The 25,586-nt window shown below is 65.9% G+C and carries 18 protein-coding genes; 7 read left to right on the forward strand and 11 right to left on the reverse strand.

Annotated elements, in window-relative coordinates; all coding sequences use genetic code 11:
• Positions 1-269 precede the first annotated feature (269 nt).
• Positions 270-734, forward strand: a complete 465-nt coding sequence (locus tag O2K97_RS13980) for a TetR family transcriptional regulator (RefSeq protein WP_419466068.1) — start codon at positions 270-272, stop codon at positions 732-734.
• Positions 735-803: 69 nt separating this feature from the next.
• Here the strand turns inward: O2K97_RS13980 and O2K97_RS13985 are convergent, their stop codons facing one another.
• Positions 804-2,078 (reverse strand): sugar MFS transporter, encoded by a 1,275-nt coding sequence (locus O2K97_RS13985; protein WP_205681552.1) that lies wholly within the window; start codon positions 2,076-2,078, stop codon positions 804-806.
• Between the two features lie 199 nt (positions 2,079-2,277).
• Positions 2,278-5,127 carry a TonB-dependent receptor gene (locus O2K97_RS13990; protein ID WP_269219728.1) on the reverse strand — a complete coding sequence of 950 codons (2,850 nt, stop codon included), beginning with the start codon at positions 5,125-5,127 and terminating at the stop codon, positions 2,278-2,280.
• Between the two features lie 289 nt (positions 5,128-5,416).
• On the opposite strand from O2K97_RS13990, the gene O2K97_RS13995 reads away from it, so the two are divergent.
• A complete protein-coding gene (locus tag O2K97_RS13995) occupies positions 5,417-7,234 on the forward strand; it encodes an alpha-amylase family glycosyl hydrolase (protein WP_269219729.1) in 1,818 nt (605 codons plus the stop codon).
• Positions 7,231-8,874 carry an alpha-amylase family glycosyl hydrolase gene (locus O2K97_RS14000; protein ID WP_269219730.1) on the forward strand — a complete coding sequence of 548 codons (1,644 nt, stop codon included), beginning with the start codon at positions 7,231-7,233 and terminating at the stop codon, positions 8,872-8,874. The genes O2K97_RS13995 and O2K97_RS14000 overlap by 4 nt, the downstream gene beginning before the upstream one ends.
• Before the next feature lie 5 nt (positions 8,875-8,879).
• On the opposite strand, the gene O2K97_RS14005 is transcribed toward O2K97_RS14000, so the two are convergent.
• Entirely contained in the window at positions 8,880-9,893 is a 1,014-nt protein-coding gene (locus O2K97_RS14005) for a LacI family DNA-binding transcriptional regulator (RefSeq protein ID WP_269219731.1), read from the reverse strand.
• 106 nt (positions 9,894-9,999) lie between these two features.
• Between O2K97_RS14005 and O2K97_RS14010 the strand changes: the two genes are divergently transcribed.
• The 4 genes from O2K97_RS14010 to O2K97_RS14025 are packed head-to-tail and all read left to right on the forward strand — an operon-like array spanning position 10,000 to position 16,890.
• Positions 10,000-12,063 (forward strand): glycoside hydrolase family 97 protein, encoded by a 2,064-nt coding sequence (locus tag O2K97_RS14010; protein WP_269219732.1) that lies wholly within the window; start codon positions 10,000-10,002, stop codon positions 12,061-12,063.
• Positions 12,060-13,571: an MFS transporter gene (locus tag O2K97_RS14015; protein ID WP_269219733.1), complete on the forward strand. Its 1,512-nt coding sequence runs from the start codon at positions 12,060-12,062 to the stop codon at positions 13,569-13,571. Before O2K97_RS14010 ends, O2K97_RS14015 begins: the two co-directional genes overlap by 4 nt.
• Entirely contained in the window at positions 13,568-14,509 is a 942-nt protein-coding gene (locus O2K97_RS14020; protein ID WP_269219734.1) for an alpha/beta hydrolase, read from the forward strand. The genes O2K97_RS14015 and O2K97_RS14020 overlap by 4 nt, the downstream gene beginning before the upstream one ends.
• A gap of 8 nt (positions 14,510-14,517) precedes the next feature.
• Complete coding sequence (locus O2K97_RS14025) at positions 14,518-16,890, forward strand: glucan 1,4-alpha-glucosidase (protein ID WP_269219735.1); 2,373 nt, start codon at positions 14,518-14,520, stop codon at positions 16,888-16,890.
• A 59-nt stretch (positions 16,891-16,949) separates the two neighbouring features.
• On the opposite strand, the gene O2K97_RS14030 is transcribed toward O2K97_RS14025, so the two are convergent.
• The 8 genes from O2K97_RS14030 to ilvG all read right to left on the reverse strand — a co-directional run bounded on the left by O2K97_RS14030 (position 16,950) and on the right by ilvG (position 25,586).
• Complete coding sequence (locus O2K97_RS14030) at positions 16,950-17,651, reverse strand: TorF family putative porin (protein WP_269219736.1); 702 nt, start codon at positions 17,649-17,651, stop codon at positions 16,950-16,952.
• Between the two features lie 70 nt (positions 17,652-17,721).
• Positions 17,722-19,002, reverse strand: coding sequence for an ammonium transporter (locus O2K97_RS14035; protein ID WP_269219737.1), 1,281 nt, complete (start codon positions 19,000-19,002; stop codon positions 17,722-17,724).
• 280 nt (positions 19,003-19,282) lie between these two features.
• A complete protein-coding gene (gene leuB, locus O2K97_RS14040) occupies positions 19,283-20,389 on the reverse strand; it encodes a 3-isopropylmalate dehydrogenase (protein ID WP_091748404.1) in 1,107 nt (368 codons plus the stop codon).
• Positions 20,386-20,973: a 3-isopropylmalate dehydratase small subunit gene (leuD, locus tag O2K97_RS14045; RefSeq protein ID WP_017505141.1), complete on the reverse strand. Its 588-nt coding sequence runs from the start codon at positions 20,971-20,973 to the stop codon at positions 20,386-20,388. The genes leuB and leuD overlap by 4 nt, the downstream gene beginning before the upstream one ends.
• Positions 20,966-22,378, reverse strand: coding sequence for a 3-isopropylmalate dehydratase large subunit (gene leuC, locus O2K97_RS14050; protein WP_269219738.1), 1,413 nt, complete (start codon positions 22,376-22,378; stop codon positions 20,966-20,968). Before leuC ends, leuD begins: the two co-directional genes overlap by 8 nt.
• On the reverse strand, positions 22,371-23,621 hold the full coding sequence (locus O2K97_RS14055) for a 2-isopropylmalate synthase (RefSeq protein WP_269219739.1): 1,251 nt from the start codon (positions 23,619-23,621) through the stop codon (positions 22,371-22,373). The genes leuC and O2K97_RS14055 overlap by 8 nt, the downstream gene beginning before the upstream one ends.
• A complete protein-coding gene (locus O2K97_RS14060; protein ID WP_269219740.1) occupies positions 23,621-23,872 on the reverse strand; it encodes an ACT domain-containing protein in 252 nt (83 codons plus the stop codon). The genes O2K97_RS14055 and O2K97_RS14060 overlap by 1 nt, the downstream gene beginning before the upstream one ends.
• Before the next feature lies 1 nt (position 23,873).
• Positions 23,874-25,586 carry an acetolactate synthase 2 catalytic subunit gene (gene ilvG / locus O2K97_RS14065; RefSeq protein WP_269219741.1) on the reverse strand — a complete coding sequence of 571 codons (1,713 nt, stop codon included), beginning with the start codon at positions 25,584-25,586 and terminating at the stop codon, positions 23,874-23,876.

Below are 25,586 nucleotides of genomic sequence, written 5' to 3' on the forward strand. Positions count from 1 at the left end.
GCATCTCCCTGTCGGAGGTAAATCCCTGTCATGCGGACGAATGCCGATGGGGAGTCGGCCTTGTCAACGCGTGGTGACTTAATGGTCGGCGCGGTGGCGCTTGTCAACAGGCGTTGACAAAGCCATATGTGCTCTACGGTTATTGTCTGTGGAGTGTCATCACCTTGTTATGTCCCGGCCCACGTCCGAGAAACGCCGCCGCCACGCGCACGGCCATTCTCGATGCTGCGCGCGAGAGATTCGCGGCCGAGAGCTATGACGACGTGGGCATGCGCGACATCGCCCGCGATGTCGGGGTCGATGCGGCCCTCATCAGCCGCTACTTCGGCTCCAAGGATGACCTGTTCCTGGCCGCGCTAGACAGCTGCGGCGACGGCAGCGCGCTGATGCAGGGCGAAAAGGCCGACTTCGGCCGGCGCGTGGCGCACGAGATCGTCTTCGAACCCAAGAAGGCCGAAAAGCTGAAGGGCATGTCGATCATGCTGCGCTCCATCGGTTCGGCCAAGGCGTCGGAGATGGTTCAGAACACCTGCACCCAACGGTTCTTCGGCCCGCTGGAGGAGTGGCTGAGCGGGCCGGACGCCACGGTCCGCGCGCGTCTCCTGGCCGGCTTCATCATGGGCATGTCGGTCAGTCGCGAACTGGGCGGCGGCAGCTTCAACATTGCACCCGCCCAATGTGAGGAGATGCGCGACCGCCTGGCTCCCATTCTTCAGTCCCTGATCGACGGCTGACCCCATCGCCGAAATGAAAAAGGGCGCGGAGGCTGACCTCCGCGCCCTTTGTCTTGTCTGACGACCGGCTTAGTGCGAAGCGGTGGAGGTCACTTCGGTCCGCGCCTTGGTGCGGATGCAGCCGATCGCGAAAATGGTCAGGCCGACGTAGCCCAGCATCGGCACGATGAAGGCGGGCTGAAGCTTTCCGGCCGCATCGGCGATATGCGCCGCGACCTGGGGCAGCAGGGCGCCGCCAATGATGCCGAACACCAGCAGACCCGACGTCGCCGACGTCGGAGCGGTCGAGCGCTCCAGCGTCAGGGTGAAGATGGTCGGGAACATGATCGAGTTGAACAGGCCGATAGACAAAACTGCGTAGGCCGCCGTCGGGCCGCCGATCTGGCTGACGGTCAGGCACAGAACGGCCGCCGCGACGGTGCAGAAGGCCAGGACGATGCCGGGACGAACCTTGGTCAGGACGGCCGAACCGATGAAGCGGCCGACCATGGCGCCGCCCCAATACAGGGCCACCATCTTGCCCGCCGTCTCGATGGGAGCGTTCAGGATGTCGGGGCTTTCCAGGAAGTTGGTCAGCATGCCGCCGATGGCGACTTCCGAACCGACGTAGAGGAAGATGGCCAAGGCGCCGAATACGGCCCACGGCGACGATAGCGCCTTCAGCGGCGAGACCGCATTGTGCGATTCAGGCGCGGCCGCATTGATCTTCTTGCGCGCCGTGAAGATGAAGACAGCGATCAGGGCGAAGAAGGCGCCCATGCCCAGGAAGGCCATGTCGATGCTGCGCAGCGACTGGGTGCGGGTTGCGGCGGTGACCACGGCGCCAGCGGCGAAGACGCCGCCCGTCAGCAGGACGTGCGAGCCCAGCCAAGGGCCGACGGTCGTACCCAGCGAGTTGAAGGCCTGCGACAGGTTCAGACGGCTGGAGGCGCCTTTGGGGCTGCCCAGCTCGGCGACCAGCGGGTTGGCCGCGACCTGCAGCAGGGTCACGCCCGAGGCGATGACGAACAGGGCGATCAGCACGCCGGGATACCAGTCGGCGGCGGTCGCGGCCGGCACGATCAGGCAGCCCGCGACCATGACGATCAGGGCGCCGATGATCGAGCGGCTGTAGCCCAGCTTGCTGAGGACCGAGGCGGCCGGCAGCGACATCAGACCGTAAGCGATGAACCAGGCGAAGGTGGTCAGGAAGGCCTCGGCGTTGTTCAGATCGAACACCCGCTTCACCGCCGCGATCAGCGGATCGATTAGCGAGGTGGCGAAGCCCCAGGCGAAGAACAGCGTGGTGACATAGGCGAAGGCCAGGCCTGCGCCCTGGCGTTTTCCGGCGTCCGGAACGGTCATGGATGATCCCCCAGTGAAATCGAACGGCCGCGCTGTGGTCGCGCGGTTCTCATCCTGCTTGGTTCGGACATCGCGAAAGGCGCGTCCAGCCGAAAAGCGCGCTCTGTAACGAAACGTTTCCGCCGGCCCGTGTCGTAGGCAAAGAAAAGGGCCGCCTCGCGAACGCGGCGGCCCAAGTTTGCTCAGAAGAGAGGGGAAATCAGAACTTGTAGTTCAGCCCGACCGCGAAGGTGCGGCCGTAGTGCTGATAGTCGATGGTCCGGCGCTCATCGCCGTTCTCAAAGGTCTTGAACGGCTCGTCGGTCAGGTTGTTGACCTGAGCCAGAACCGACAGGCCTTCCAGCGGACCGGACTGGAACTCATACCCGACCTGGGCGTCGACCACGGTTTCCGCCGCGACCGAACGCAGGGTGCGGCCGTTGCCGAAGCCGGCGACCTCGCCCAGGTAGTCCGAACGATAGCGGGCCGAAATCCGCGACTGGAAGCCGTAGCGCTCATAGTAGAGCGAGCCGTTGATCACGTTCTCCGACAGACCCGGCAGGGCGGTCGGGGCCTGGGTCGGATCGGGCTGGACTTCGCTGTCCGTGGTCGAAGCGCTGAACTGGGCGCCGAAACCTTCCAGGGCCGGATGGAAGATGTCGAACGGCGCCGAGATCGAAAGCTCGAGACCCTTAATCCAACCGCCTTCGCCGTTGTCGGGCGCGCCGACCAGGCCTTGGCGCAACGCCGGCTCGGGGTTGGTCGGCGAAATCACGCCGATGGGATAGCCAGTGAAGTCGAAGATCTGATTGCGATTATAAACGTAGCTTTCGAGGTTCTTGTAGAAGGCCGCCAGCGAGATGTAGCCCTTGCGATTGGCGAAATACTTCTCGAACGACACGTCGATCACGTCGGCGATGAACGGCCGCAGTTCCGGATTACCGCCACCGCCGCCCCACGGAGAACGATTGATGTCGGTCGATAGGGCTTGGCCGGGGTTATAGCTGTAGTTTCGCGAGGCGCGCATGTCGTCCATGCGCGGACGGGCCAGGGTGCGCGAAACCGCCAAACGCGCGAACATGTCTTCGCCGGCTTCCAGGATGAAGTTCGCGCTGGGCAGGATTTCCAGATAGTCGTCGCCGCCCGTCACCGCGATGGTTTCGGCCACTCCGGGTCCAACCTGACGCGCCGAGAAGCCGCTGGAGCTTTGGTCAGTATAGACGAACTGCATGCCGACGTTGCCGGTCAGGGCGCGGCCGAACAGGTTGTGGTCGATGTTGGCGCGGACATAGGCGGTCGAGACCTTTTCCGTCACTTCCCAGTTGCCTGCGGTGACGTCGGCGTTCGGGTTGCGGATGCGGTTCAACGCGCCGCTGTTGACCAGGCCGAGAGCGTCATAGCTCAGCACTGCGCTAATGCCGAGATAGCCCAGGTCGGTCGGGTCCAGCAGGAAGGCCGAGGGCACCGTCAGATCACCGCCGCCGGGGACGCCTAGGTAGTATTGATCATTGACGAAAGTCTTCTGGCGTTCGGTGTAGTTGAAGCCGAAGTCCATCGACTTGAACGGACTCTGGTGCAGCTCGCGGGTCACCGAGAAGCGCGCAGCCTTGATCTCGTCCTCAATGGACGGGGTGTTCATATAGCCGGCTTGGCCCTCAGGGATCACGTCGCCGCCCCAGCCTTGCGGGCTGGTGATCTTGATCAGCGTGGGATCGGCATAGTTCAGCTGGCTGGTGAAGCGGGTCACGCCGTCGCCGGTCAGTTGGAACCCCAGGGTGTCCAGCGCGCCGTTGATGTTGCGGCCGGTGCCGGCGTTGGTTTCCAGGATGATGTCGTTACGCTCGACCTTCGAATAGCTGAGGTCCAGGTTCGCCGACCAATCGTCGCTGAGCGTGAACTCGGTGTTCCAACCCAGGGCGGTGATGTTGCTGTCGCGCTTGTTCAGGTCGTTACGAACGACGCCCTTGATGTTGTCCCAGGTGCCGGCGACGATGAGGCCGTCTTCGACGGTGTAGCCGGGACGCAGCGACGGCGCCGGACGGCAGACGTTTGGCGTCGCGACATTGTTAGTGATCTGACAGCCACCCAGAACGACAGGATTGGTGCTGCGGTTGGGATTTTCGGCCAAGCCACCCCAAGCCAGCGGGAATTCGATACCGCGCAGAACCTGGGTGTTCTTGAACTCGGAATAGAAGGCGTCGATCGTGGAGTGGATGCGATCGTTCGGGCGCCATTCCAGCACGCCCATATAGCCGTCGCGCTCCAGCTCCGACGACATCACATAGGGCTTCACGCCGCCGGTCAGCAGATTGCCGTCCGTGTAGTTTGGATAGCCCCAAGCGTTGAAGCGCTCCGACTGATAGGGCGAGCTCATGTGGGCGTAGCCCAGGGCCACGCCTAGCGTACCGTCCAGGAACTGGTCGATGTAGGAGATGGTGTAGCGGTCGCCGTTGTCGGTCGTGCCCGAGTTCAGGGCGCCGATCTCGTTCCACTCGTGGCGATAGTTCATGGCGACGGCCTGACGGCCATAGGCCAGCGGGCGAACGGTGCGCAGGTCGACAGTGCCGCCAAGGCCTTGGCCGATCAGGGCCGCGTCCGGGGTCTTGTAGACGACGACGCTGTTCAACAGTTCGGCGGGGAACTGGTCGAACTCGACGCCGCGGTTGTCGCCGGTAGTGACAAGTTCGCGGCCGTTCAGCAGGGCGGTCGTGAAATCAGGGCCCAGGCCACGGATGGAAATCTGCTGACTGCGGCCGTCGAGGCGCTGCATCGTCACGCCCGGAAGACGCGCCAAGGATTCGGCGATCGAGACGTCCGGCAGCTTGCCGATGTCTTCGGCGGAGATGACTTCGACGATCGAGGTGTTGTTCGCCTTGGCCGAGATTGCGGCCTCGATCGAGCGGCGAATGCCGGTGACGACGATTTCGCCGACCTCGGTGGCTTGGTCGTCGGCCTGCGCCGTCGTGGCCGGCGCAGTTTGTGCGTGGGCCGAGCTGACCGCCATCAGGGCGGCTGCGCCGAAGGCGACGCCGGATAGCAGGCGCGCGCGCCGGTTGAGACGTTGGAACATGGTCATCCTCCCTGGGGCTGACCGCGATTCTGAACGTCGCGATCTGAAGCCGTCGCAAAAATATGCAAATCTTTGGGAATGTTGCAAGCAGTTAATGCGGAGGTCTGATTTCCGTCGCACTTCGCGCGGGCTCATAGTCCCCCGAGGCACCGAGATGTGCGATTTCGCGCTGTGTTCATGACGCATTGCAGCATTTCAGCGACGCGTTGACAGCCCCGCACATTGCTGCAAAATCTTGCAAATCGATCTGGAAGGCTTTGCACTTTCCAGACGCAAGGGAGTGAGCGTCATGGCGAGGGGAACCCCCAGAAGGGCCGGACTGCACGCGGCGATGGCGGCGGCGGCTCTGCTGAGCGGCTTTGCAACGCCGGCTGCGGCGGAAACGCGCCAGGCCGAAGACGCCCTGTCCGCTCTGCGTCAACGCCTTCCACAGGACGAGGTGATCTACTTCCTGCTGCCGGATCGCTTCGCCAATGGCGATGCCACGAATGACCACGGCGGTTACGCCGCCGACCGGCTGAAAAGCGGGTTCGATCCGGCCGATACCGATTTCTATCACGGCGGCGACCTGGCGGGCGTGACCCGACAGCTGGACTATATCCAGGGTCTCGGTGCGACGGCGGTCTGGCTGGCGCCCGTGTTCAAGAACAAGCCGGTGCAGAGCCACGGCGACTACACCGGCGCGGCGCACCACGGATACTGGATCACCGACTTCACCACCGTCGATCCGCACTTCGGCGACGAGGCTGCGATGCGCGCCCTGGTCGAGGCGGCCCACGCGCGCGGCATGAAGGTCTATCTGGACATCGTCGCCAACCACACCGCCGACGTCATCCAGTATCGCGAATGCCCGGAGGGTCGCTGCGCCTATCGCAGCCGCGCCGACTATCCCTACACCCGTCGCGGCGGCGTCGACGGTGCGCCGATCAATGAGGGCTTCGACGGTCGGAACTTTTCGCGCCTGACCCGGCCCGACTACGCCTACACGCCCTATGTCCCGGCGGGCGAGGAGAACGCCAAGGTTCCGGCCTGGCTGAACGATCCGATCCACTATCATAACCGGGGCGAGAGCACCTTCACCGGCGAAAGCAGCCTGGACGGCGACTTCGCCGGGCTGGACGACCTGCTGACCGAGGACCCGGTGGTCATCCAGGGCATGATCGACATCTTCGGCGGCTGGATCGAGAAATACGGGATCGACGGCTTCCGCATAGACACTGCCCGTCATGTGAACCCGGGCTTCTGGCAGGCCTTCATCCCCGCCATGATCGCCCGCGCCGAGGCCAAGGGCATCCCGAACTTCCACATCTTCGGCGAGGTCTATGATCCCGATCCGGCGGTGACGGCGCGGTTCACGCGGGTCGACGGCTATCCGGCGGTGCTGGACTTCCCGTTCCAGAAGCAGGCGACCGATGTGGCGGCCGGCAAGGTCGGGACCGACGCCCTGGCCAAGCTGTTCGACGCCGACACGATCTATGACAAGGGCGCAGAAACCGCCGCGATCCTGCCGACCTTCCTGGGCAACCATGACATGGGCCGGGTGGGCTTCTTCGTGAAACAGGCCAATCCGAACGCCGACGACGCCGAGGTGCTGGCGCGCATCAAACTGGCCCATGCTCTGATGATGTTCAGCCGCGGCGTGCCGACACTCTATTACGGGGATGAACAGGGTTTCGCCGGCGCGGGCGGATACGGAAACTCGCGCCAGGACATGTGGCCCAGCCGCACGCCGGTCTATGCGAACGAAACGCCGGTCGGCGGTCGCCAGCCGGCCTACTCCACTGACGCCCCCCTATATCAGGCGATTGCAGAGATGACCCGCATCCGCGCCGAAGAGCCGGCCCTGCGACGCGGCCATCAGGTCGTGCGCGCCTATGGCGACAAGCCCGGTCTGTTCGCAATGTCTCGCATCGGCGAGGACGGATCGGAGGTCCTGGCCCTGTTCAACACCTCCACTGCGCCCGTCGCCGCTCAAGTCGAGGTGGAGCCTGGCTCGCTGCGGTGGCAAGCTCTGCGCGGCGATTGCACACCCGAATCCTCCGCACCCGCCAGTGTCGCCGTTCGCGTGCCCCCCCTCGATTACGTCGTCTGCAAGAGCGTGCCGTGACTGCCCTGCCCCTCGATCTTTCCACGGCTGACGCCGCCCCTGCCCTCTCTCAGGACTGGTGGCGCGGCGCGGTGCTGTATCAGATCTATCCGCGCAGCTTCGCCGACTCCAACGACGACGGCGTTGGCGATCTGAAGGGGATCACCCAGCACCTCGACCACGTCGCCTCTCTAGGCGTGGATGGCATCTGGCTGTCGCCCTTCTTCACGTCGCCGATGAAGGACTTCGGCTATGACGTGTCGGACTATTGCGACGTCGATCCGATCTTCGGCACTTTGGCCGACTTCGACGCCCTGATCGCGCGCGCCCATGCCCTAGGGCTGAAGGTCGTCATCGATCAGGTGTTTTCTCACACCTCGGACGAACATCCCTGGTTCACCCACAGCCGCGCCAGCCGAAACGGCGACCACGCCGACTGGTATGTCTGGGCCGACGCCAAGCCGGACGGCTCGCCGCCGTCGAACTGGCAGTCGGTGTTCGGCGGCCCGGCCTGGACCTGGGACGCGCGTCGCGGCCAATACTACATGCACAACTTTCTGGCGTCACAGCCTCAACTGAACGTCAGGAACCCGGCGGTTCAAGACGCCCTGATCGCGGCGGCGCGGTTCTGGCTGGATCGGGGAGTGGACGGCTTCCGTCTGGATGCGATCAACTTCGCCATCCATGATCCATCCCTGCGCGACAATCCGCCGATCCAGGACGGCAAGAAGCGCACGCGGCCGTTCGACTTCCAGGACAAGATCTACAACCAGTCCCACCCGGACATCATCGGCTTCCTGAACCGCATCCGCGCCCTGACCGACAGCTATGAAGGCCGGTTCACGGTGGCGGAGGTCGGCGGCGATCACGCCGACCGCGAGATGAAGGAATTCACCGCCGGCAACGACCGTCTGCACTCGGCCTACGGCTTCCTCTATCTCTATGCCGATACGCTGAAGAGCGAACTGATCGGCGTGGGCGATGGGATGTGGCCGGATCAGCAGGGCGAGGGCTGGCCGTCCTGGACCTTCTCCAATCACGATGCGCCGCGCGCGGTGTCGCGTTGGGCCCAGGGCCGGGACGAGAAGGCCTTTTCGGAAATGGCCCTGCTGCTGCTGATGTGCCTGCGCGGCAATGTCTTCGTCTATCAGGGCGAGGAGTTGGGCCTGCCTCAGGCCGAGGTGCCGTTCGAACGGCTGGTCGATCCCGAGGCCATCGCCAACTGGCCACAGACGCTGGGCCGCGACGGCGCCCGCACGCCGATCCCCTGGGTGGCCTCGGCGCCCAACGCCGGCTTCTCGACGGTCGAGCCCTGGCTGCCGGTCGACCCGCGCCATCTGGCGCTGTCCGTGGATGCGCAGGAGGCGGACCCGACTTCGATCCTGCATGCCGCGCGCCGCATCATCGCCCTGCGCCAGGCCCATCCGGCGCTGCGGACCGGCGGCCTGGAGATCGAGAGTGCGGGCGACCTGTTGGTCTTCCGCCGGTTCGAACGGGCCGAGGGCGGCGAGCGCCTGCTGTGCGTGTTCAACCTGGGCTTCGATGCCGTGGACTGGTCAACGCCCGCCGGCGCGCGCCGGATCGCGGCGGTCAACTGGACCGAAGCGGACGGATCGACGTTGAGGCCGCTGGCCGGCCTGATCTTCGCCGACGCCGGATGACGGGGTCAGCCGCCGCAGGTCTCGCGAACGATCAGCTCGGTCGGAACGCGCTCGGAACGGCCTGCTGCGGCGCCGCCGTGATCCAGCAGTTTGGACACCATCAACCGGCCGGCCTTCATGGTGTCCTGGGCGATGGTGCTGAGCGCCGGGCGCGAGTAGCGGCTGAACGGCACATTGTCGAAACCGATGACCGAGACCTGGCCCGGCACCTCGACGCCGGCGTGCAGCAACGCCCTTACGGCTCCGAGCGCGATCTGGTCGGACGCAGCCACGACGCCATCGAAATCCAGCCCACGTCGGATCAGGGCGTCCACGGCGGCCTCGGCGGATTCGACCTCGAAATGCGCAGGCACGATCAGGTCGGCGTCCACGTCCAGTCCGCTCTGGCTCAAGGCGTCCAGATAGCCGCGATGACGCTGCATGGCCTCGGGCGGATCCAGATCGCCCAAGAAGACGGTGCGCTTTCGCCCAAGCCGCGCCAGATGCAACGTCGCCCGGCGCCCGCCCGAGATGTTGTCCGAGCCGATGGAGCAATAGTCCTGATCGGGCAGTTCGGCGCCCCAGACGACGAAACGATGGTCGGCGTCGACCAGACGGTTGAAGGCCGAATGCAGGCTGGATTGGCCCAGAAAGATCACGCCGTCCGCCCGGCTGGTGTTCAGCGCCGCCGACAGCTCGTCATAGTTGGCGGGCGAGATATGGCTCATCAGCAGGTCGCAGCCGCGTTCGCGCGCCGCCTCGCCCACCCCGGCCAGAAGCTCCAAGAAGAAGGGGTCGCTAAGGCGCCCTTCGCGCCCCTGCGGACGCGGCACCACGAGGGCGATCGTGCCCTGGGCGCCGATCGGGCCGGCGGGCATGTGACGGCGGAACGGGTAGTCGTGTTCCTTGGCCAGCTTCCAGATCGTCTGTTTGGTGCGATCGTTGACGGCGGGGCTGTCGTTCAGGGCGCGCGAGGCGGTGGCGATGGACACGCCGGCCAGGCGGGCGATGTCTTCCAGACGGGTGGTCTTGCGGCTCAAGGTCGCGGGTCCTCACAGCAGCATGGTGAAGCTGCAAAATTTTCTGCAAATATTTCAGCCACCGTTCGCGGCGGTTGGCAAGAGGCGGCGTAACGGAGTTCCCATGATGCAGCGCAGATCCTTCCTGGCCCTTGGCGGCGTGTCGATCCTGGCTCTGGGGGCGACGGGCGCGCGCGCCCAGACCGCACCGAACCATGCCCGCGCGTCGTCGCCCGGCGGCGTGCTGACGGTCGAGGCTTTCACCGACAACGACGGACGGCCGATGTATTCGGTGCTGCGTCAGGGCCGGGTCGTGGTGGCCCCGTCCAAGTTGGGTTTCCTCCTGACCGACGCGCCGGCCATCGAGCGCGGCCTGACCCTGACCGCAGGCCAGCCGGTCACGGTCGACGACACTTGGGAGCAGCCGTGGGGCGAGCGCCAGTTCATCCGCAACCACTACAATGAATGGCGCGTCGCCTATGCCGAGACCGGCGGCCTGCGACGCCGCGTGGACGTGGTCTTCCGCCTGTACGACGACGGTCTGGGCTTCCGCTATGAGTTCCCGCAGCAGGCCGGCCTGACCACCGTCCGCATCGGTTCGGAAATCACCGAGTTCAACCTGGCCGAAAACGGCGAGGCCCTGTGGTGCCCGGCGTGGGAATGGAACCGCGAGGAATATCTCTACAGCCGCACGCCGATCGATGCGGTCGGCAGCGCCCAGACGCCGATGACGGTCCGGGGCCAGTCGGGCCTGCACGTCTCCATCCACGAGGCCGCCTGCATCGACTACGCAGGGATGAACCTGCGCCGGTCGGAGGAAACGAAGTTCCGCGCTCAGCTGACGCCAGGCCTGACCAATGCGGCGGTGGTGCGCGAGGCGCCGTTCAACACGCCCTGGCGAACCCTGCAAATCTCCGACAGCGCCTCGGGCCTACTGGACTCCAGCCTGATCCTGAACCTGAACGAGTCCAACAAACTGGGTGACGTCAGTTGGTTCAAGCCGATGAAATACGTCGGCGTCTGGTGGGAGATGCACCTGGACCTGAAGACCTGGAACTCCGGGCCCAAGCACGGCGCGACCACCGAGAATGCGATCAAACACATCGACTTCGCGGCCAAGCACGGGCTGGGCGGAGTGCTGGTCGAAGGCTGGAACAAGGGCTGGGACGGCCAGTGGTTCGCCAACGGCGCGGACTTCAGCTTCACCGAGGCCTATCCCGACTTCGATATCGAAGCAGTCTGCGCCCACGCGCGGTCCAAGGGCGTGCAACTGATCGGCCACCACGAGACAGGCGGCAACGCCTTCCACTATGAGCAGCAGCTCGAGCCGGCGATGGCCCTGTATGAACGCCTCGGCATCCATTCGGTGAAGACCGGCTACGTCGCCGACGCGCAAGGCGCCCGCGTCGCCGGGCCGGACGGACAGATGGTCATGGCCTGGCACGAGAGCCAGGCGATGGCCCAGCACCACATGCGCGTGGTCGAAGCCGGCTATCGCCACAAGGTCGCCGTCAACGCTCACGAGCCGTTCAAGGACACCGGCCTTCGCCGCACCTATCCGAACATCATCAGCCGCGAGGGCCAGCGCGGGATGGAATATTCGGCCTGGGGCAATCCCGGCAATCCGCCCGAGCATGAGCCGAACTTGGTGTTCACCCGCCTGCTGGCCGGGCCGATGGACTATACGCCCGGCATCTTCGGCATGGAGACGCGCAGCCCCGGCGGCGTGCAGACGACCTGGGCCAAACAACTGGCGCTCTATGTCGTGATCTACAGCCCGATCCAGATGGCGGCGGATCTGCTGGTCAACTATGAGGCCAACCCCGGCCCGTTCCAGTTCATCAAGGATGTGTCGGTCGATTGGAGCGAGAGCCGCACGCTGGACGCCGCCATGGGCGACTATGTCGTCACGGTTCGCAAGCAGCGCGGCACGGACGTCTGGGCCTTGGGCGCCGTCACCGACGAGCATCCGCGTGTGCTGAAGGCCCCACTCGACTTCCTGGACGCCGGCCGTCGATATCGGGCCGAAATCTATCGCGATGGGCCCAACGCCGACTATCGCGGCAAGCGCGAGGACATCGTCATCGAGCAGCGCGAGGTGACGTCGTCTGACACCCTGACCCTGGCGCTGGCCCCCGGCGGCGGTCAGGCCATCCGGTTCGTGCCGGTCGGCCGGGCGCGACGCGGATGACCCTGCTCTCGCACCGCCCGCGCCTGTCCGGCCTGGCGATCTGGAACATGTGCGTCGGCTTCTTCGGCATCCAGATCGGCTTCGGCCTGCAGAACGCCAACACCAGCCGCATCTTCCAGACGCTGGGCGCCGAGGTCGACAGCCTGGCGATCCTATGGATCGCCGCACCGCTGACGGGTCTGCTGGTCCAGCCGATCATCGGACATTTCAGCGACAAGACCTGGACCCGGTTCGGCCGGCGGCGACCCTATTTCCTGGTTGGGGCCATCGCCACCACCCTGGGCCTGATCGCCATGCCCAACAGCCCCAGCCTGTGGTTCGCCGCGGCCATGCTGTGGATCATGGACGCCTCGATCAATATCACCATGGAGCCGTTCCGCGCCTTCGTCGGCGATAACCTGCCGGAGGAGCAGCGCACCGCCGGCTATGCAATGCAGAGCTTCTTCATCGGCGCTGGCGCGGTCTTCGCCTCGGTCCTGCCGTGGCTGTTGTCCAACGTCTTCGATATCGCTTCGACCGCCGAGGCGGGCGTGGTGCCCCTGTCGGTCAAGATCGCCTTCTACGTCGGCGCCGCCGGCCTGTTCTCGGCCGTGCTGTGGACGGTGCTTTCTACCAAGGAATACAGCCCCGAACAGATCGCGGCCTTCGAACGCGCCCGAGACGACGCGCCGACCGCGCCCGTCGAGGCCGAAGCGCCGGCCCGCAGCGTCCAGGGCTGGATGACTTCGGGCCTGGTCTGCACCGTCCTCGGCGGGCTGGGTTTCGTGCTGATCGGCGCGCTCGATCTGGAGAAGGAGCTGCTGATCCTGGCGGGCTTCTTCGCCGGGTTCGGCCTGCTGCAGATCGCCGTCGGCATGATGCAGCGTCGCCGCATCACCAACGCCGCGACCGAAATCCTGAACGACATCTTCCGCATGCCCGAGACGATGCGCGGCCTGGCCGTTGTTCAGTTCTTCAGCTGGTTCGCTCTGTTCGCCATGTGGATCTACACCACCGCGGCCGTGACCCGCGTCCATTACGGTGCGACCGACACCACCTCGGCCGCCTACGCCACGGGCGCGGACTGGGTGGGGGTTCTGTTCGGGGTCTACAACGGCGTGGCGGCCCTGGCGGCCTTCACCCTGCCGGTCATCGCCAAACGGATCGGACGCAAGGCGACCCACGCGCTGATGCTGCTGCTTGGCGCGGCCGGCCTGTTCGGCGTCTTCGCCATCCGCGAGCCGGGCCTCTTGTGGCTGCCAATGATCGGCGTCGGTTTCGCCTGGGCGTCGATCGTCTCCATGCCCTACGCCATCCTGTCGGCGGCGGTGCCGGACCGAAAGATGGGCGTCTATATGGGCGTCTTCAACATCTTCATCGTCGTGCCCCAGCTGCTGGCCGCCACGGTTCTGGGCCTGATCCTGAAGACCCTGTTCGATGGTCAGGCGATCTGGGCCCTGGTGCTGGGCGCCGTTTCCTTCGTCCTGGCGGCCGCCAGCGCGCTGATGGTCAAGGAGCATCGCGGATGAACCGTCGGGGTCTTCTGGCCCTCATGGCCGCCCTTCCCTTCGCCAGCACGGCGCGTGCTGAGGGCGCCATCGCAGGCGGGCGACTGGTGCTGCATGAGGCGGTCGCGTCGGCCCATGTGAAGGCGCGCAACGTCTCGGTCTGGCTGCCGCCCGGATACGAAGCGTCCGACGCCGCGTGGCCAGTCGTCTATATGCACGACGGCCAGAACCTGTTCGACCCGGCCACGGCCAACTTCGGCGAATGGGGCGTGGATGAACATCTGACGCGTCTGATCGAGAGCGGTCAGGTACGGGCGCCGATCGTGGTGGGGATCTGGAACACCGACCTGCGGCTGAGGGAATATGTCCCCGCCGACCTGATCGCCGCCCTGCCCGCCGACATGCGCGACGAGGTCCAGGCCATCTACGGCGGCCCGTCCTTGTCCGACGCCTATCTGCGGTTCCTGATCGAGGAGCTGAAGCCCTTCATCGACGGCGCCTACCGCACCCTCAGCGGTCCGCAGGACACGATGATCGCCGGCTCCAGCATGGGCGGCCTGATCTCCATGTATGCGGTGATGAAGCGGCCGCAGGTCTTTTCCGCCGCCGCCTGTCTGTCCACCCATTGGCCGCTGAAGGTCGAAGGGCTTGAGCCCGGTACGACGCTGGACGCCTGGCGCGAACGTCTGGTCGCCGCCTGGACGGGCGTGATCGAGCGCGGCCTGCCCGCGCCGGGCGACCACCGATTCTATTTCGACCGGGGCGACGAGACGCTGGATCAGTTCTACGCCGTCTTCCAGACCCAGGTGGACCAGACGTTCCGCCGTCGCGGCTATGGCCCCGGCGACTTCCGCAGCCTGGTCTTCCCCGGCGCCCAGCACAATGAAGCGTCCTGGAACCAGCGCCTCGACGTGCCTTTGACCATCCTTCTTTCCCCCGCCCCCACGCGCAACCCGTGAGGACCACAATGCGTCACTTCCGTACCTTCTGCTTCGCCGGCGCCGCCGGCCTGGCCCTCGCTTCCGCCGCAAGCGCCCAATCGGGCGTCGCCCCCGGCGCGCCCGGCGCCCCGCCTGTCTGGTCCAGCGCGGCCAAGACCGGCGCCGGCGCCTCATACGAGGCTTATGTCGACGGCCAATATCGCGACGGCGGCCCGACCGGCGCGGTGTCCAAGGTCTGGTTCTCCATCGCCGACGGCGTCCTGACCGAGACCATGTACGGCCTGATCCATGAGGCCCAGATCAAGGCCCTGCGCTTCGCCGGCGTGACCCAGGACGGTCTGGTCGTCGAAGGCGACGACACCACCAGCCGCACCGAATATCTGCACGTCGACGCCCAGGGACGTCCGCTCTCGCCGGCTTATCGCGTCACGACGCAGGATAAGAACGGCCGCTTTGAGATCGAAAAGCAGATCTTCAGCGATCCCGACCGCAACGCCCTGGTGTTGCGCGTCACCATCACGGCGCTGAAGGGCGATGTGACGCCCTATCTGATGCTGGAGCCGCACATCGCCAACACCGGCGTCGACGATCGAGGCGCGGTGACGCGCGACGGTTTCCATGCCTGGGAGGGCGACACCCACCTGTTCCTGAAGCCCAGCGAAGCCTTCGAAAAGGCCAGCGTCGGATTCGTCGGCGCCTCCGACGGTTTGACGGATCTGAAGGACGGCAAGCTGGAATGGATCTACGCCTCCACCGGCGATCAGGCCGGCAACACCATGATGACCGGCGCTCTGCCGCGCCTGCGCCAAAGCCGCCGGATCACGCGCGACTTCGTCATCGGCTTCGGCGCCAGCGAAGCTGAGGCGCGCGCGGCTGCGGACGGTTCGTTCGCGACCGGTTTGGACGAGGTGCTGGCCCGCTTCAACGGCGAGGGCGAGCGCGTCGGCTGGGAAGACTATGTCGGCTCCCTGACCGAGCTACCGCGCATCGCCGAACAGGCGACCGACGGCGGCAAGCTGGCCTACGCCTCGGCCCTGATGCTCAAGGTGCAGGAGGATCGCACGCACGCCGGCGCCCTGATCGCGTCACTGTCGAACCCGTGGGGCGACACGGTGGACGCGTCGAAGTCCTCGACAGGCTACAAGGCCGTCTGGCCGCGTGACTTCTATCAGGTGGCGATGGCTCTGGCGGCGCTGGGCGACAAGGAGACGCCGCTGGCGGCCTTCAACTATCTGCCCCAGGTTCAGGTCGGCCCGAACACGCCCGGCAACACCGGCGTCGGCGGCTGGTTCCTGCAGAAGACGCACGTCGACGGCGAACTGGAATGGGTCGCGGTCCAACTGGACCAGACCGCCATGCCGATCATGCTGGGCTATCGTCTGTGGAAGATGGGCTGGCTGTCCGACGCCCAAATGACCGAACACTATCGGTCCATGCTGAAGCCAGCGGCCGACTTCCTGGTCGACGGCGGCAAGATCGGGCTGATGTGGAACGACGCGGAGATCAAGCCCCCCTTCACCCAGCAGGAACGCTGGGAGGAGCAGCAGGGCTATTCGCCGTCCTCGACCGCCGCCGTGGTCTCGGGCCTGACGGTCGCCGCCGAAATGGCGCGCGCCTCTGGCGACGCCGCCAGCGCGACGCGCTACCAAATCGCGGCCGACAGCTATGCGTCCAAGATCGAAGACCGGATGTTCACCACCAACGGCGACTTCGGCGACGGTCGCTACTTCGTCCGCATCACCCAGAACGAGAACCCGAACGACAAGGCCCCGATCGGCGCCGCCAACGGCCAGATCGCCCCGGCCGAAGACCGGGTCGTGGACGGCGGCTTCCTGGAGCTGGTGCGCTATGGGGTGCGCAAGGCCGACGATCCGCACATCCTGGCAACCCTGCCCGTCTATGACGATCAGTCCTTGGAACCGTTGTATCGCGTTCGCTACGACTTCGGTCCCGAGGGCGACAAGACGCCGGGCTGGCGCCGTTATGGCGTCGACGGCTATGGCGAGGATCATCTGACGGGCGCCAACTACGGCGTCGGCGGGGAGATGAGCCCCGGTCAGCGCGGCCGGGTCTGGCCCTTCTTCACGGGCGAACGCGGTCACTATGAGCTGGCTCGCGTCAGCGTGAACGGCGCCCCTTCGACCGCCGACATCGCCGCCATCCGCCAGACCTATGTGCGCGGCATGGAGCGGTTCGCCAACGGCGGACTGATGCTGGCCGAACAGGTGTGGGACGGCGTCGGAAACCCGACGGTCAAGGATTACGCCGTGGGTCAGAATACGGACTCGGCGACGCCCCTGGCCTGGACCCACGCGGAATATCTGAAGCTGCTGCGGTCGCTGGCCGACGGCAAGGTCTGGGACAGCTACGACCCCGTCCGCGACCGCTACGCCCGCTGATACGAAAACGGCCCCGGAGATCGCTCTCCGGGGCCGAACTCATTTCGGGCTGATGCGGCTCAGAAGGTGAGCTTCACCGCCCCGACGATCCGATCTTCGGCGCCGGGCACGCCGTCCACATCGGTATCGTGATAGCGGACATCGACGCCCACCTTGTCGGTCAAGGCATAGCCGACGCCGACGTTCCACGTGGTGTAGTCGTCGCTGACGTCGAGCCATTGCTTGCCGAGCGCGCCGGACACTGTCCACTTGGGCGCCGGCGAGAAGGCGGCGTTGACCTCGGCATAGGTCGCTTCCTTGTCCGCGCCGAAGAAGTCGGGCGAGTAATAGACGGCCGCGCCAAACGTGGCGGGACCGACCGCGCGCGAGGCCGCAGCCTTGAACTCGGCGTAGTTATAGTCCGCGCCGTCCGGCTCCCCGACATACAAATAGCCGATCGCGCCGAAATCCAGCGCGAAGCCGCCCGCCTCGGTGCGATAGCCGCCGTACAGGTCGACTTCCGCGTCGGTGTCGTCGCCGAAGTCGACGTTGGAGGCCCAGGCTCCCGCATAGAAGCTGCCCGACGTAAGGTCGACGCCGCCTTGAATGGCGGGGTCTTCGCTGGTTTGGGTGAAGCCGCGGAAGACATAGTCGCTGACGACGCCGACGTTCCAGGCGACGTCGACGTCGACGTCGCTCTGGGCCGAGGCCGGCGCGGCGAGGCCGATCAGACCTGCGGCGAGAGTCGCGGCGGCGGCCGCGCGGATGGTGGTCTTCTTCATAGTCTATCCCCTTTTATTTTTGTTGGCCGAGAAAGGGCGCGGATTGGGAGCCGCGCCCTATACACGGATTTCAGTGTTCCAATGCTTCGCCGTGCAGAGAGGTGTCCAGACCAGCGGCTTCTTCCGCTTCGCTCACGCGCAGGCCCGTGGTGAACTTGCAGATGAACAGGATGATCAGGGTGCCGACGGCGCTGTAGACGATGGTCCACAGCAGGCCCAGGGCCTGGGCGCCGACGTTGGCGCCTTCCGACAGGCTGTTGATCGCGGTCGTGGCGAACACGCCGGTCAGCAGGGCGCCGATCAGGCCGCCCGCGCCGTGGATGCCGAAGGCGTCCAGGCTGTCATCGTAGCGCAGCAGCTTCTTGATCCACACCGACGAGGCGTAGCAGGCCGGGCCGGCGATCAGACCAATGATCACCGCGCCCTTGGGATCGACGAAGCCGGCCGCCGGGGTGATGGCGACCAGACCGGCGACGACGCCCGACAGCATGCCGATCAGCGAGACCTTCTTCTTCTCGATATATTCGACGACCTTCCAGGTCAGGGCGGCGGCGGCGGCGGCCAGGATGGTGTTCAGCAGCGCCACGCCCATCAGATCGTTGGCGGCGCCCGCCGAGCCGGCGTTGAAGCCGATCCAGCCGACCAGCAGCAGCGAGGCGCCGATCATGGTCAGGACAGGGTTGTGGGCGGTGATGACCTCTGTGCCGTAACCCTTACGGCGACCCAGGAAGATGGCGCAGACCAGGCCCGCGACGCCCGAGTTGACGTGAACGACCGCGCCCCCCGCGAAGTCCAGCACGCCCGCCGAACCCAGGAAACCGCCGCCCCAGACCCAATGGCAGATCGGCGCATAGACCAGCAGCGACCAGAGGGCGGTGAACAGCAACAGCGCCGAATATTTGAACCGCTCGGCGAAGGCGCCAGTGATCAGCGCCGGGGTGATGATGGCGAAGGTCATCTGGAAGGAGATGAACAGGAACTCGGGAATGCCCGGCAGTAGGGCGTTGGCTGTCTTCAGCGACACGCCGTTCAGGAACAGCATGTTCAGGCTGCCGATGAAGGGCTGAAGGCCGGCGCTCTCGTTCTTGCCGAAGGCCAGGCTATAGCCGGCGATGAACCATACCAGGGACACTACGGCGAAGACGCCGACGGACTGGGTGATGGTGGCGATGACGTTCTTCTTGCGCACCATGCCGCCATAGAACAGCGCCAGACCGGGGAGGGTCATCAGCAGAACCAGGGCGGTCGAGGTGCCGAGCCACGAGGCGCCAGCGCTGTCCAGCTCAAGCGCGGCCTGGTGGCCGAGCAAGGCGGGCGCGGCGTCCTGCGCATTGGCTGCGCCAGCGGCCATCAGACAGAGTGTAGGAAGAAGGAGCGCAGCCGCTCCCGTAAGTCGTTTCGTGGTCTGCGACATGAGCTAGTACCCCCTATGCAATCTCGCAGTTGCGAAGATTTTACCGCATTTGCGATAGGCGCAAGGGGCTAGACCGTGAACGGCGCAACTTTCTTGCAACGGTCATGAAGAAAAAGAACAGGGCCACACGATCTTGCGATCCTGAGGCCCGATATCAGATTTTTTATGCCGAAAAAGCCAAGCTGAGCGGCAGGATTTTCAGCTTCAGTTTAAGCCGTCAGGCCCAGTGCATTTGCACCCGGTGCGCTGCCGCCCAGTGGATGGCGCGGATGGCGTCGATGACGGCTTCGGTCGCCGCGCGCGTGCCCAGTGCGCCGCCCAGATCGGCCGTCACGGCGCCGGCCGCCAGAACCGCCGCGACGGCGGCCTCGATGGAATCAGCCTCGTCCTCCAGTTTCAGACTGTGACGCAGCAGCAGGGCGGCCGACAGGATGGTCCCGACCGGATTGGCCAGATCCTGACCGGCGATGTCCGGAGCCGAGCCGTGGATCGGCTCGAACAGACCCGGCCCGCCCGCGCCCAGCGACGCCGACGGCAACAGGCCGATGGAGCCGCCCAGGACAGAGATCTCGTCCGACAGGATGTCACCGAACATGTTTTCGGTCAGGATGACGTCGTATTCGCGCGGCTTGCGGATCAGGTGCATGGCCATGGAGTCTACCAGGGCGTGCTCCAGGGTGATGTCTGGGAACTCCTCGGCATGGATGCGGGTCACGACCTCGCGCCACAGACGGCTGGTCTCCATGACATTGGCCTTGTCGACCGAGGTCACCTTGCCGCGACGCTGTTGGGCGGTCTGGAAGGCGGCGCGGGTCACCCGCTCGATCTCCGGCACGGTGTATTCGCACAGGTCGGTGGCGCGGTCGGCGGTGCGGGTCTTCTCGCCGAAATAGACGCCGCCGGTCAGTTCGCGGAAGACGATCAGATCGACGCCCTCGACGATCTCCTTCTTCAGCGGGGAGCGGTGCGCCAGCACCGGCGACACCTGCAACGGCCGCAGATTGGCGAACAGGCCCATCGCCTTGCGGATAGCCAACAGCCCCTGTTCCGGACGCGCCTTGCCGCCATCCCATTTCGGTCCGCCGACGGCGCCCAGCAGCACGGCGTCGGAAGCGACGCAGGCGGCGCGCGTCGCCTCGGGCAAGGGTTCGCCCGTTTCGTCGATGGCCGCACCACCGATTAGATGCTCGGCGAACTCGAAATGGTGACCATAGAAGTCGCCGATGACCCGCAAGACATCACGCGCGGCCCGAGTGACCTCCGGTCCGACGCCGTCGCCGGGCAGCAGGACGATGTTGTAGGTCTTGGTGGCGGCGGTGCTCATCTTACGGTCTCTTTCGATCGCTCGTAGGCTTCGATTTCAGGCATGTTTGATTGCAGCCAGCCCAGGGTGTCCACCCCGTCCAGCAGGCATTGGCGGGCGAAGGATTCGACCCCGAACGGCACGGGTTCGGCATTACCGCGCTGGATCTGATTGGCCTGGAGGTCGATCGTGACCGGCTGGTCCGGCTGCGACGCCAGATCGTCCCAAACCGCCTGACTGACCACGATGGGCAGCAGGCCGTTTTTCAGCGCATTCGATGTAAAAATGTCAGCGATCTCGGTCGAGATCACCGCCCGGAACCCATAGTCCAGCAGGGCCCAGGGCGCATGTTCGCGCGACGAACCGCAGGCGAAGTTCCGGCCCGCCAGCAGGATGCGATGCTCGGCCGGATCGATGCGATTCAGAATGGCCTCGGGTTTTTCCGAGCCGTCGTCCTCGTAACGCCAGTCATAGAAGGCGGCCTTGCCCAGCCCTTCGCGCGTAGTCGTGGTCAGGAAACGTGCCGGAATGATCTGGTCGGTGTCGATATTGGCCTGGCTCAGGGTCACGGTCTTGGAGGTCAGCACCTGGAAGGGTTCAGACATGCTCGACCTCCTTCAGAAAGACGCGCGGATCGGTCAGCACGCCAGCGACCGCCGTCGCCGCCGCCGTCGCTGGACTGGCCAAGATGGTGCGGGCGTCCTTGCCCTGACGCCCTTCGAAGTTGCGGTTCGACGTGGATACGGCCAGTTGGCCCGGCGCGACGAAATCACCGTTCATGGCGATGCACATGGAACAGCCGGGAATGCGCCATTCGGCCCCCGCGGCGATGAAGACCTCGTGCAATCCTTCGGCCTCGGCGTCACGACGCACGGCCTCGGACCCCGGCACAACCAGCATGCGCAGACCCGGCTTGACCTTCCTGCCGCGCAGCACCTCGGCGGCGGCGCGCAGATCGGGCAGGCGCCCGTTGGTGCAGGAGCCGATGAAGACCACATCCACCGGCTGGCTGGTCGTCGCCTCCCCAGCTGTGAAGCCCATATAGGCGATCGCCTTGCGGTCTGAGTCCGACTGGGGTTGCGGCACGGGCGAGCCGATGGGCGCGCCCGCATCCGGCGTCGTGCCCCAGGTCGCCATGGGCCGGATGGCGGCGCCGTCGAGGGTCACTTCCTTATCGAAGACCGCGCCTGCATCCGTCGCCAGTTTCAGCCATTCGGTCGTCGCCGCCTCATAGTCGGCGGGGACGTGCTTGCGTCCGCGCAGCCAGTCGATCGTTGTCTGGTCCGGGGCGATCATGCCCGCGCGGGCGCCGGCCTCGATGGACATGTTGCACAGGGTCATGCGCCCTTCCATGCCCAGCGACCGCACCGCCTCGCCCGCGTATTCGATGACATAGCCGGTGCCGCCACCGAAGCCGATGGCGGCGATGACCGCCAGCGCGACATCCTTGCCCGAGACGCCGAGCTGCAGTTGACCGTCCACCGTCACCCGCATGGCCTTGGCCTTGCGCTGCAACAAGCATTGGGTCGCCAGCACGTGACCGACCTCGGACGTGCCGATGCCGAAGGCCAGCGCCCCGAAGGCGCCGTGCGTCGCCGTATGGCTGTCGCCGCAGACCACCGTCATGCCCGGCTGGGTCAGGCCCAGTTCCGGCCCCATGACATGGACCACGCCGCGATCGTCCGAATCCCACCCCGCCAGCGGCACGCCGTGGGCGGCGCAGTTGCGCTCCAGCGTATGGACCTGAGCCTCGGCCTGGGCCGTGACATAGGGTTTCAGACCATTCAGCCCCGCCGGCAGCGTCGGCGTCGAATGGTCCAGGGTCGCATAGGTCCGGTCTGGACGCCGCACCTTCAGACCGCGCGCCTCGATCTCGCTGAAGGCCTGTGGGCTGGTGACTTCGTGGACCAGGTGCAGGTCGATATACAGCACCCCCGGCGTATCGGCCGTTTCCGACCGCACGACGTGGGCGTCCCACACCTTGTCGAACAGGGTTTTGGGGTCAGGCATATTGGGCCACGACCTCGGACACGCCGTCGACCCGGTCGATGATGGCGATCAGTTCGGCGTCATTGATCTCGCCGATCTGATCCGCGCGCGACTTAAAGCCGGCGACCACCGCCGCCAGACGCTCGCCCTCGATGGGACGACCGATGGTCTCGGCGCGTTTGGCGATGGCGTGACGGCCCGAATGCTTGCCCAGCACGAACCAGCTGCCCTCGAAGCCCACATCCTGGGGCCGCATGATCTCATAGGTGCGGCTGTCGGCCAGCATGCCGTGCTGGTGAATTCCCGCCTCGTGGGCGAAGGCGTTGATGCCCACCACGGACTTGTTTCGGGCGATGACCGTCTCGGTGATCTCGCACAGGATCTTGGAGGCGCGCACCAGATGACGGCTGTCGGCGCCGGTCGTGACGCCATAGCGGTCCTCGCGGACCTTCAGCGCCATGATGACTTCTTCGATCGAGCAGTTGCCGGCCCGTTCGCCGATACCGTTGATCGCGCCCTCGATCTGACGCGCGCCGCCCTCGACGGCGGCCAAGGAGTTGGCGACCGCCATGCCCAGGTCGTCGTGGCAGTGGGCCGAGAAGATCACGTACGGATGGCGCTTTTTGATGCGCGCGGCCAGGGCGCGATAGGTTTCGCGCACCTCTTCCGGGGTCGCATAGCCGACGGTGTCGGGGACGTTCAGAGTGCGCGCGCCGGCGTCTGCGGCGGCCTCCAGCACATCGGCCAGGAACTCCGGCTCGGTGCGGAAGGCGTCCTCGGCCGAGAACTCGACGTCGTCGAACAGGCTGCGGGCGTACTCGACCGACCGCACGGCCGTCGACAACACCTCATTGGTGGACATCTTCAGCTTGGCGGAGCGGTGGATTGGGCTGGTGCCGATGAAGGTGTGGCACCGACGGTGCGACTTCGGCGCCGGCGCCAGGGCGCGGAAGGTGGCGTCGATGTCCTTTTCGTTGGCGCGCGACAGGGAGCAGAAGATCGGCCCCTCGACCTCGCCCGCCACGCGACGGATGCAGTCCTCGTCGCCGGGCGAGGCGGCGGCGAAGCCGGCCTCGATAACGTCGACGCCCAGGTCCCGCAGAACCTGGGCCATCTTCACCTTGGCCTGGGCGCTCATCGAGAAGCCCGGAGCCTGTTCCCCGTCCCGCATCGTCGTGTCAAAAATGATGACGCGGTTTGGATCGGCGGCGATCTCCTCGGTGCGGGACACGCCCGATACGCGTACGCTTTCGGGGGTAATCATTACGCGGCCTCGGATTGAATAATGTCGGCGCTGATGCGGCGCACCCCGAACAGCCGGTCGATCTGGCGACCCAGGTTGTCCATGCAGCGGCCGGCGTCGCGGCCGCGCACGGTCAGGGCGATGCGACGGAAGGCGCCCTCGTCAGCCAGGGCCATGCCGTCGATGTGGAAGCCGCGGCGCTCCACCAGGCCGATGAGACGCTGAAGCGAACCGTCCGCACGGTCGATCTGGATGTGGATCGTGTTGCTCATCTCAGGAGCCCTCCATCATTTCAGCATTGCTCTTGCCCGGCGGAACCAGCGGCCAGACATTGTCTCGGGGGTCGATGACCACGTGGGCCAGGCAGGGACCGTCGGCCGCCAGCAGGCGCTGGATGCCGTCAGACACCTGATCGCGGCGATCGATGCGGAAGGCCTCGATCCCGAAGGCTTCGGCGACCTTTACGAAGTCCGGATTGTCGGACAGATCGATCTCGGAATAGTTCTCGGCGAAGAACAGCTCCTGCCACTGGCGCACCAGGCCCAGGGAGGAGTTGTCGATCAGCACGATCTTCAGCGGGATGCCGTAACGCTTCAGCGTCGCCAGCTCCTGGATGTTCATCATGAAGCCGCCGTCGCCGGCGATGGTAACGACCGTCGCCGACGGATCGGCCAGCTTGGCCCCGATGCCGGCGGGCAGGCCAAAGCCCATCGCGCCCAGACCGCCCGAGGTGATGTGGGCTTCCGGCTTTGCGAAGCGGCAGTGCATAGCCGCCCACATCTGATGCTGACCCACGTCGCAGGCGGCGACGAAGTCATCGCCCGCCGCTTCCGAGATTTCTTTCAGCACGGCGGGCGCATAGACCCCCTCGCCCGGCGCGTCATAGCGGTGGGCGCCGGCTTTGGCCGCACCAGCGCAGTCGTCGGCCCAGGCCTGAATATCCAGTGCGGTGCCCGACCGCATCCGCGCCGTCAGCGCCTCAACGCCCTCGCGCAGTTCGCCGACGACGGCGACATTGGCGCTGCGCAGCTTGCCGACTTCCGAGGCGTCGATGTCGAAATGGACGATCCTGGCGTTGGGCGCGAACTCGGCCAGCTTGCCGGTGGCGCGGTCGTCGAACCGGGCGCCGACGACGATCAGCAGATCGCTGTCCTGCACCGCATGGTTGGCGGCGCGCGTGCCGTGCATGCCCAGCATGCCCAGCATCCCGGGCGCATCCGTCGGGATCGTGCCCAGGGCGTTCAGCGTCGAAACTTGAGGGATGCCGGTCGCGGCGACGAAGGCGCGCAGGGCCTGGGTCGCGCCGCCGATCTTCACGCCGCCGCCGATATAGACCAACGGCTTTTTCGCGGCCCGGATCGCAGCCTCTGCGGCGGCGATGGCGTCGTGATCGACGCGCGGCGTTTCGTTGGGAATGGAGAAACCGTAGTCATCCGCCGTCGTCTCGAACTGCACATCCTTGGGCAGATCGACCAGAACCGGGCCGGGTCGGCCCGACCGGGCGATATGGAAGGCTTCCTCGATCGCGGCGGGAACCTCGGCGGCCGAGCGGACCAGGATCGAATGTTTCACGATCGGCAGGGTGACGCCCAGGATGTCGATCTCCTGAAAGGCGTCGGTGCCCATCAGGCCTTGGGCGACATTGCCGGTGATGCAGACGATCGGCACCGAATCCATCATCGCATTGGCGATGCCGGTGACCAGATTGGTGGCGCCCGGACCAGACGTGGCCATGCAGACGCCGACCTTGCCGCTTTTTCGGGCATAGGCGTCGGCCGAGAAGGCTGCGCCCTGCTCATGGCGGACCAGGATGTGCTTCAGCTTGGAGCCGGCCAGGGCGTCATAGACCGGCATGATGGCGCCGCCCGGATAGCCGAACACCACCTCCACCCCCAGCCGCTCCAGGGTGGAGACCAGCAGACGCGCACCCGACTGGGGAGCGTTCTCGGCTGAGGGTTTGAAGGCGGCGGCGGTCATCAGGGTCAT

This window comes from Brevundimonas vesicularis (assembly GCF_027105095.1).
GTDB classification, from domain to species: Bacteria; Pseudomonadota; Alphaproteobacteria; order Caulobacterales; family Caulobacteraceae; genus Brevundimonas; species Brevundimonas vesicularis_E.

Excerpts from the sequence above, each read along its gene's own strand:
- O2K97_RS14010 (WP_269219732.1), top strand. The coding sequence starts at position 10,000 with ATGCAGCGCAGATCCTTCCTGGCCCTTGGCGGCGTGTCGATCCTGGCT.
- O2K97_RS13995 (WP_269219729.1), top strand. The coding sequence starts at position 5,417 with ATGGCGAGGGGAACCCCCAGAAGGGCCGGACTGCACGCGGCGATGGCG.
- ilvG (WP_269219741.1), bottom strand. The coding sequence starts at position 25,586 with ATGACCCTGATGACCGCCGCCGCCTTCAAACCCTCAGCCGAGAACGCT.
- O2K97_RS13990 (WP_269219728.1), bottom strand. The coding sequence starts at position 5,127 with ATGTTCCAACGTCTCAACCGGCGCGCGCGCCTGCTATCCGGCGTCGCC.
- leuC (WP_269219738.1), bottom strand. The coding sequence starts at position 22,378 with ATGCCTGACCCCAAAACCCTGTTCGACAAGGTGTGGGACGCCCACGTC.
- O2K97_RS14025 (WP_269219735.1), top strand. The coding sequence starts at position 14,518 with ATGCGTCACTTCCGTACCTTCTGCTTCGCCGGCGCCGCCGGCCTGGCC.
- O2K97_RS14015 (WP_269219733.1), top strand. The coding sequence starts at position 12,060 with ATGACCCTGCTCTCGCACCGCCCGCGCCTGTCCGGCCTGGCGATCTGG.
- O2K97_RS13980 (WP_419466068.1), top strand. The coding sequence starts at position 270 with ATGCGCGACATCGCCCGCGATGTCGGGGTCGATGCGGCCCTCATCAGC.
- leuB (WP_091748404.1), bottom strand. The coding sequence starts at position 20,389 with ATGAGCACCGCCGCCACCAAGACCTACAACATCGTCCTGCTGCCCGGC.
- O2K97_RS14035 (WP_269219737.1), bottom strand. The coding sequence starts at position 19,002 with ATGGCCGCTGGCGCAGCCAATGCGCAGGACGCCGCGCCCGCCTTGCTC.
- leuD (WP_017505141.1), bottom strand. The coding sequence starts at position 20,973 with ATGTCTGAACCCTTCCAGGTGCTGACCTCCAAGACCGTGACCCTGAGC.
- O2K97_RS14020 (WP_269219734.1), top strand. The coding sequence starts at position 13,568 with ATGAACCGTCGGGGTCTTCTGGCCCTCATGGCCGCCCTTCCCTTCGCC.
- O2K97_RS14030 (WP_269219736.1), bottom strand. The coding sequence starts at position 17,651 with ATGAAGAAGACCACCATCCGCGCGGCCGCCGCCGCGACTCTCGCCGCA.
- O2K97_RS14060 (WP_269219740.1), bottom strand. The coding sequence starts at position 23,872 with ATGAGCAACACGATCCACATCCAGATCGACCGTGCGGACGGTTCGCTT.
- O2K97_RS13985 (WP_205681552.1), bottom strand. The coding sequence starts at position 2,078 with ATGACCGTTCCGGACGCCGGAAAACGCCAGGGCGCAGGCCTGGCCTTC.
- O2K97_RS14055 (WP_269219739.1), bottom strand. The coding sequence starts at position 23,621 with ATGATTACCCCCGAAAGCGTACGCGTATCGGGCGTGTCCCGCACCGAG.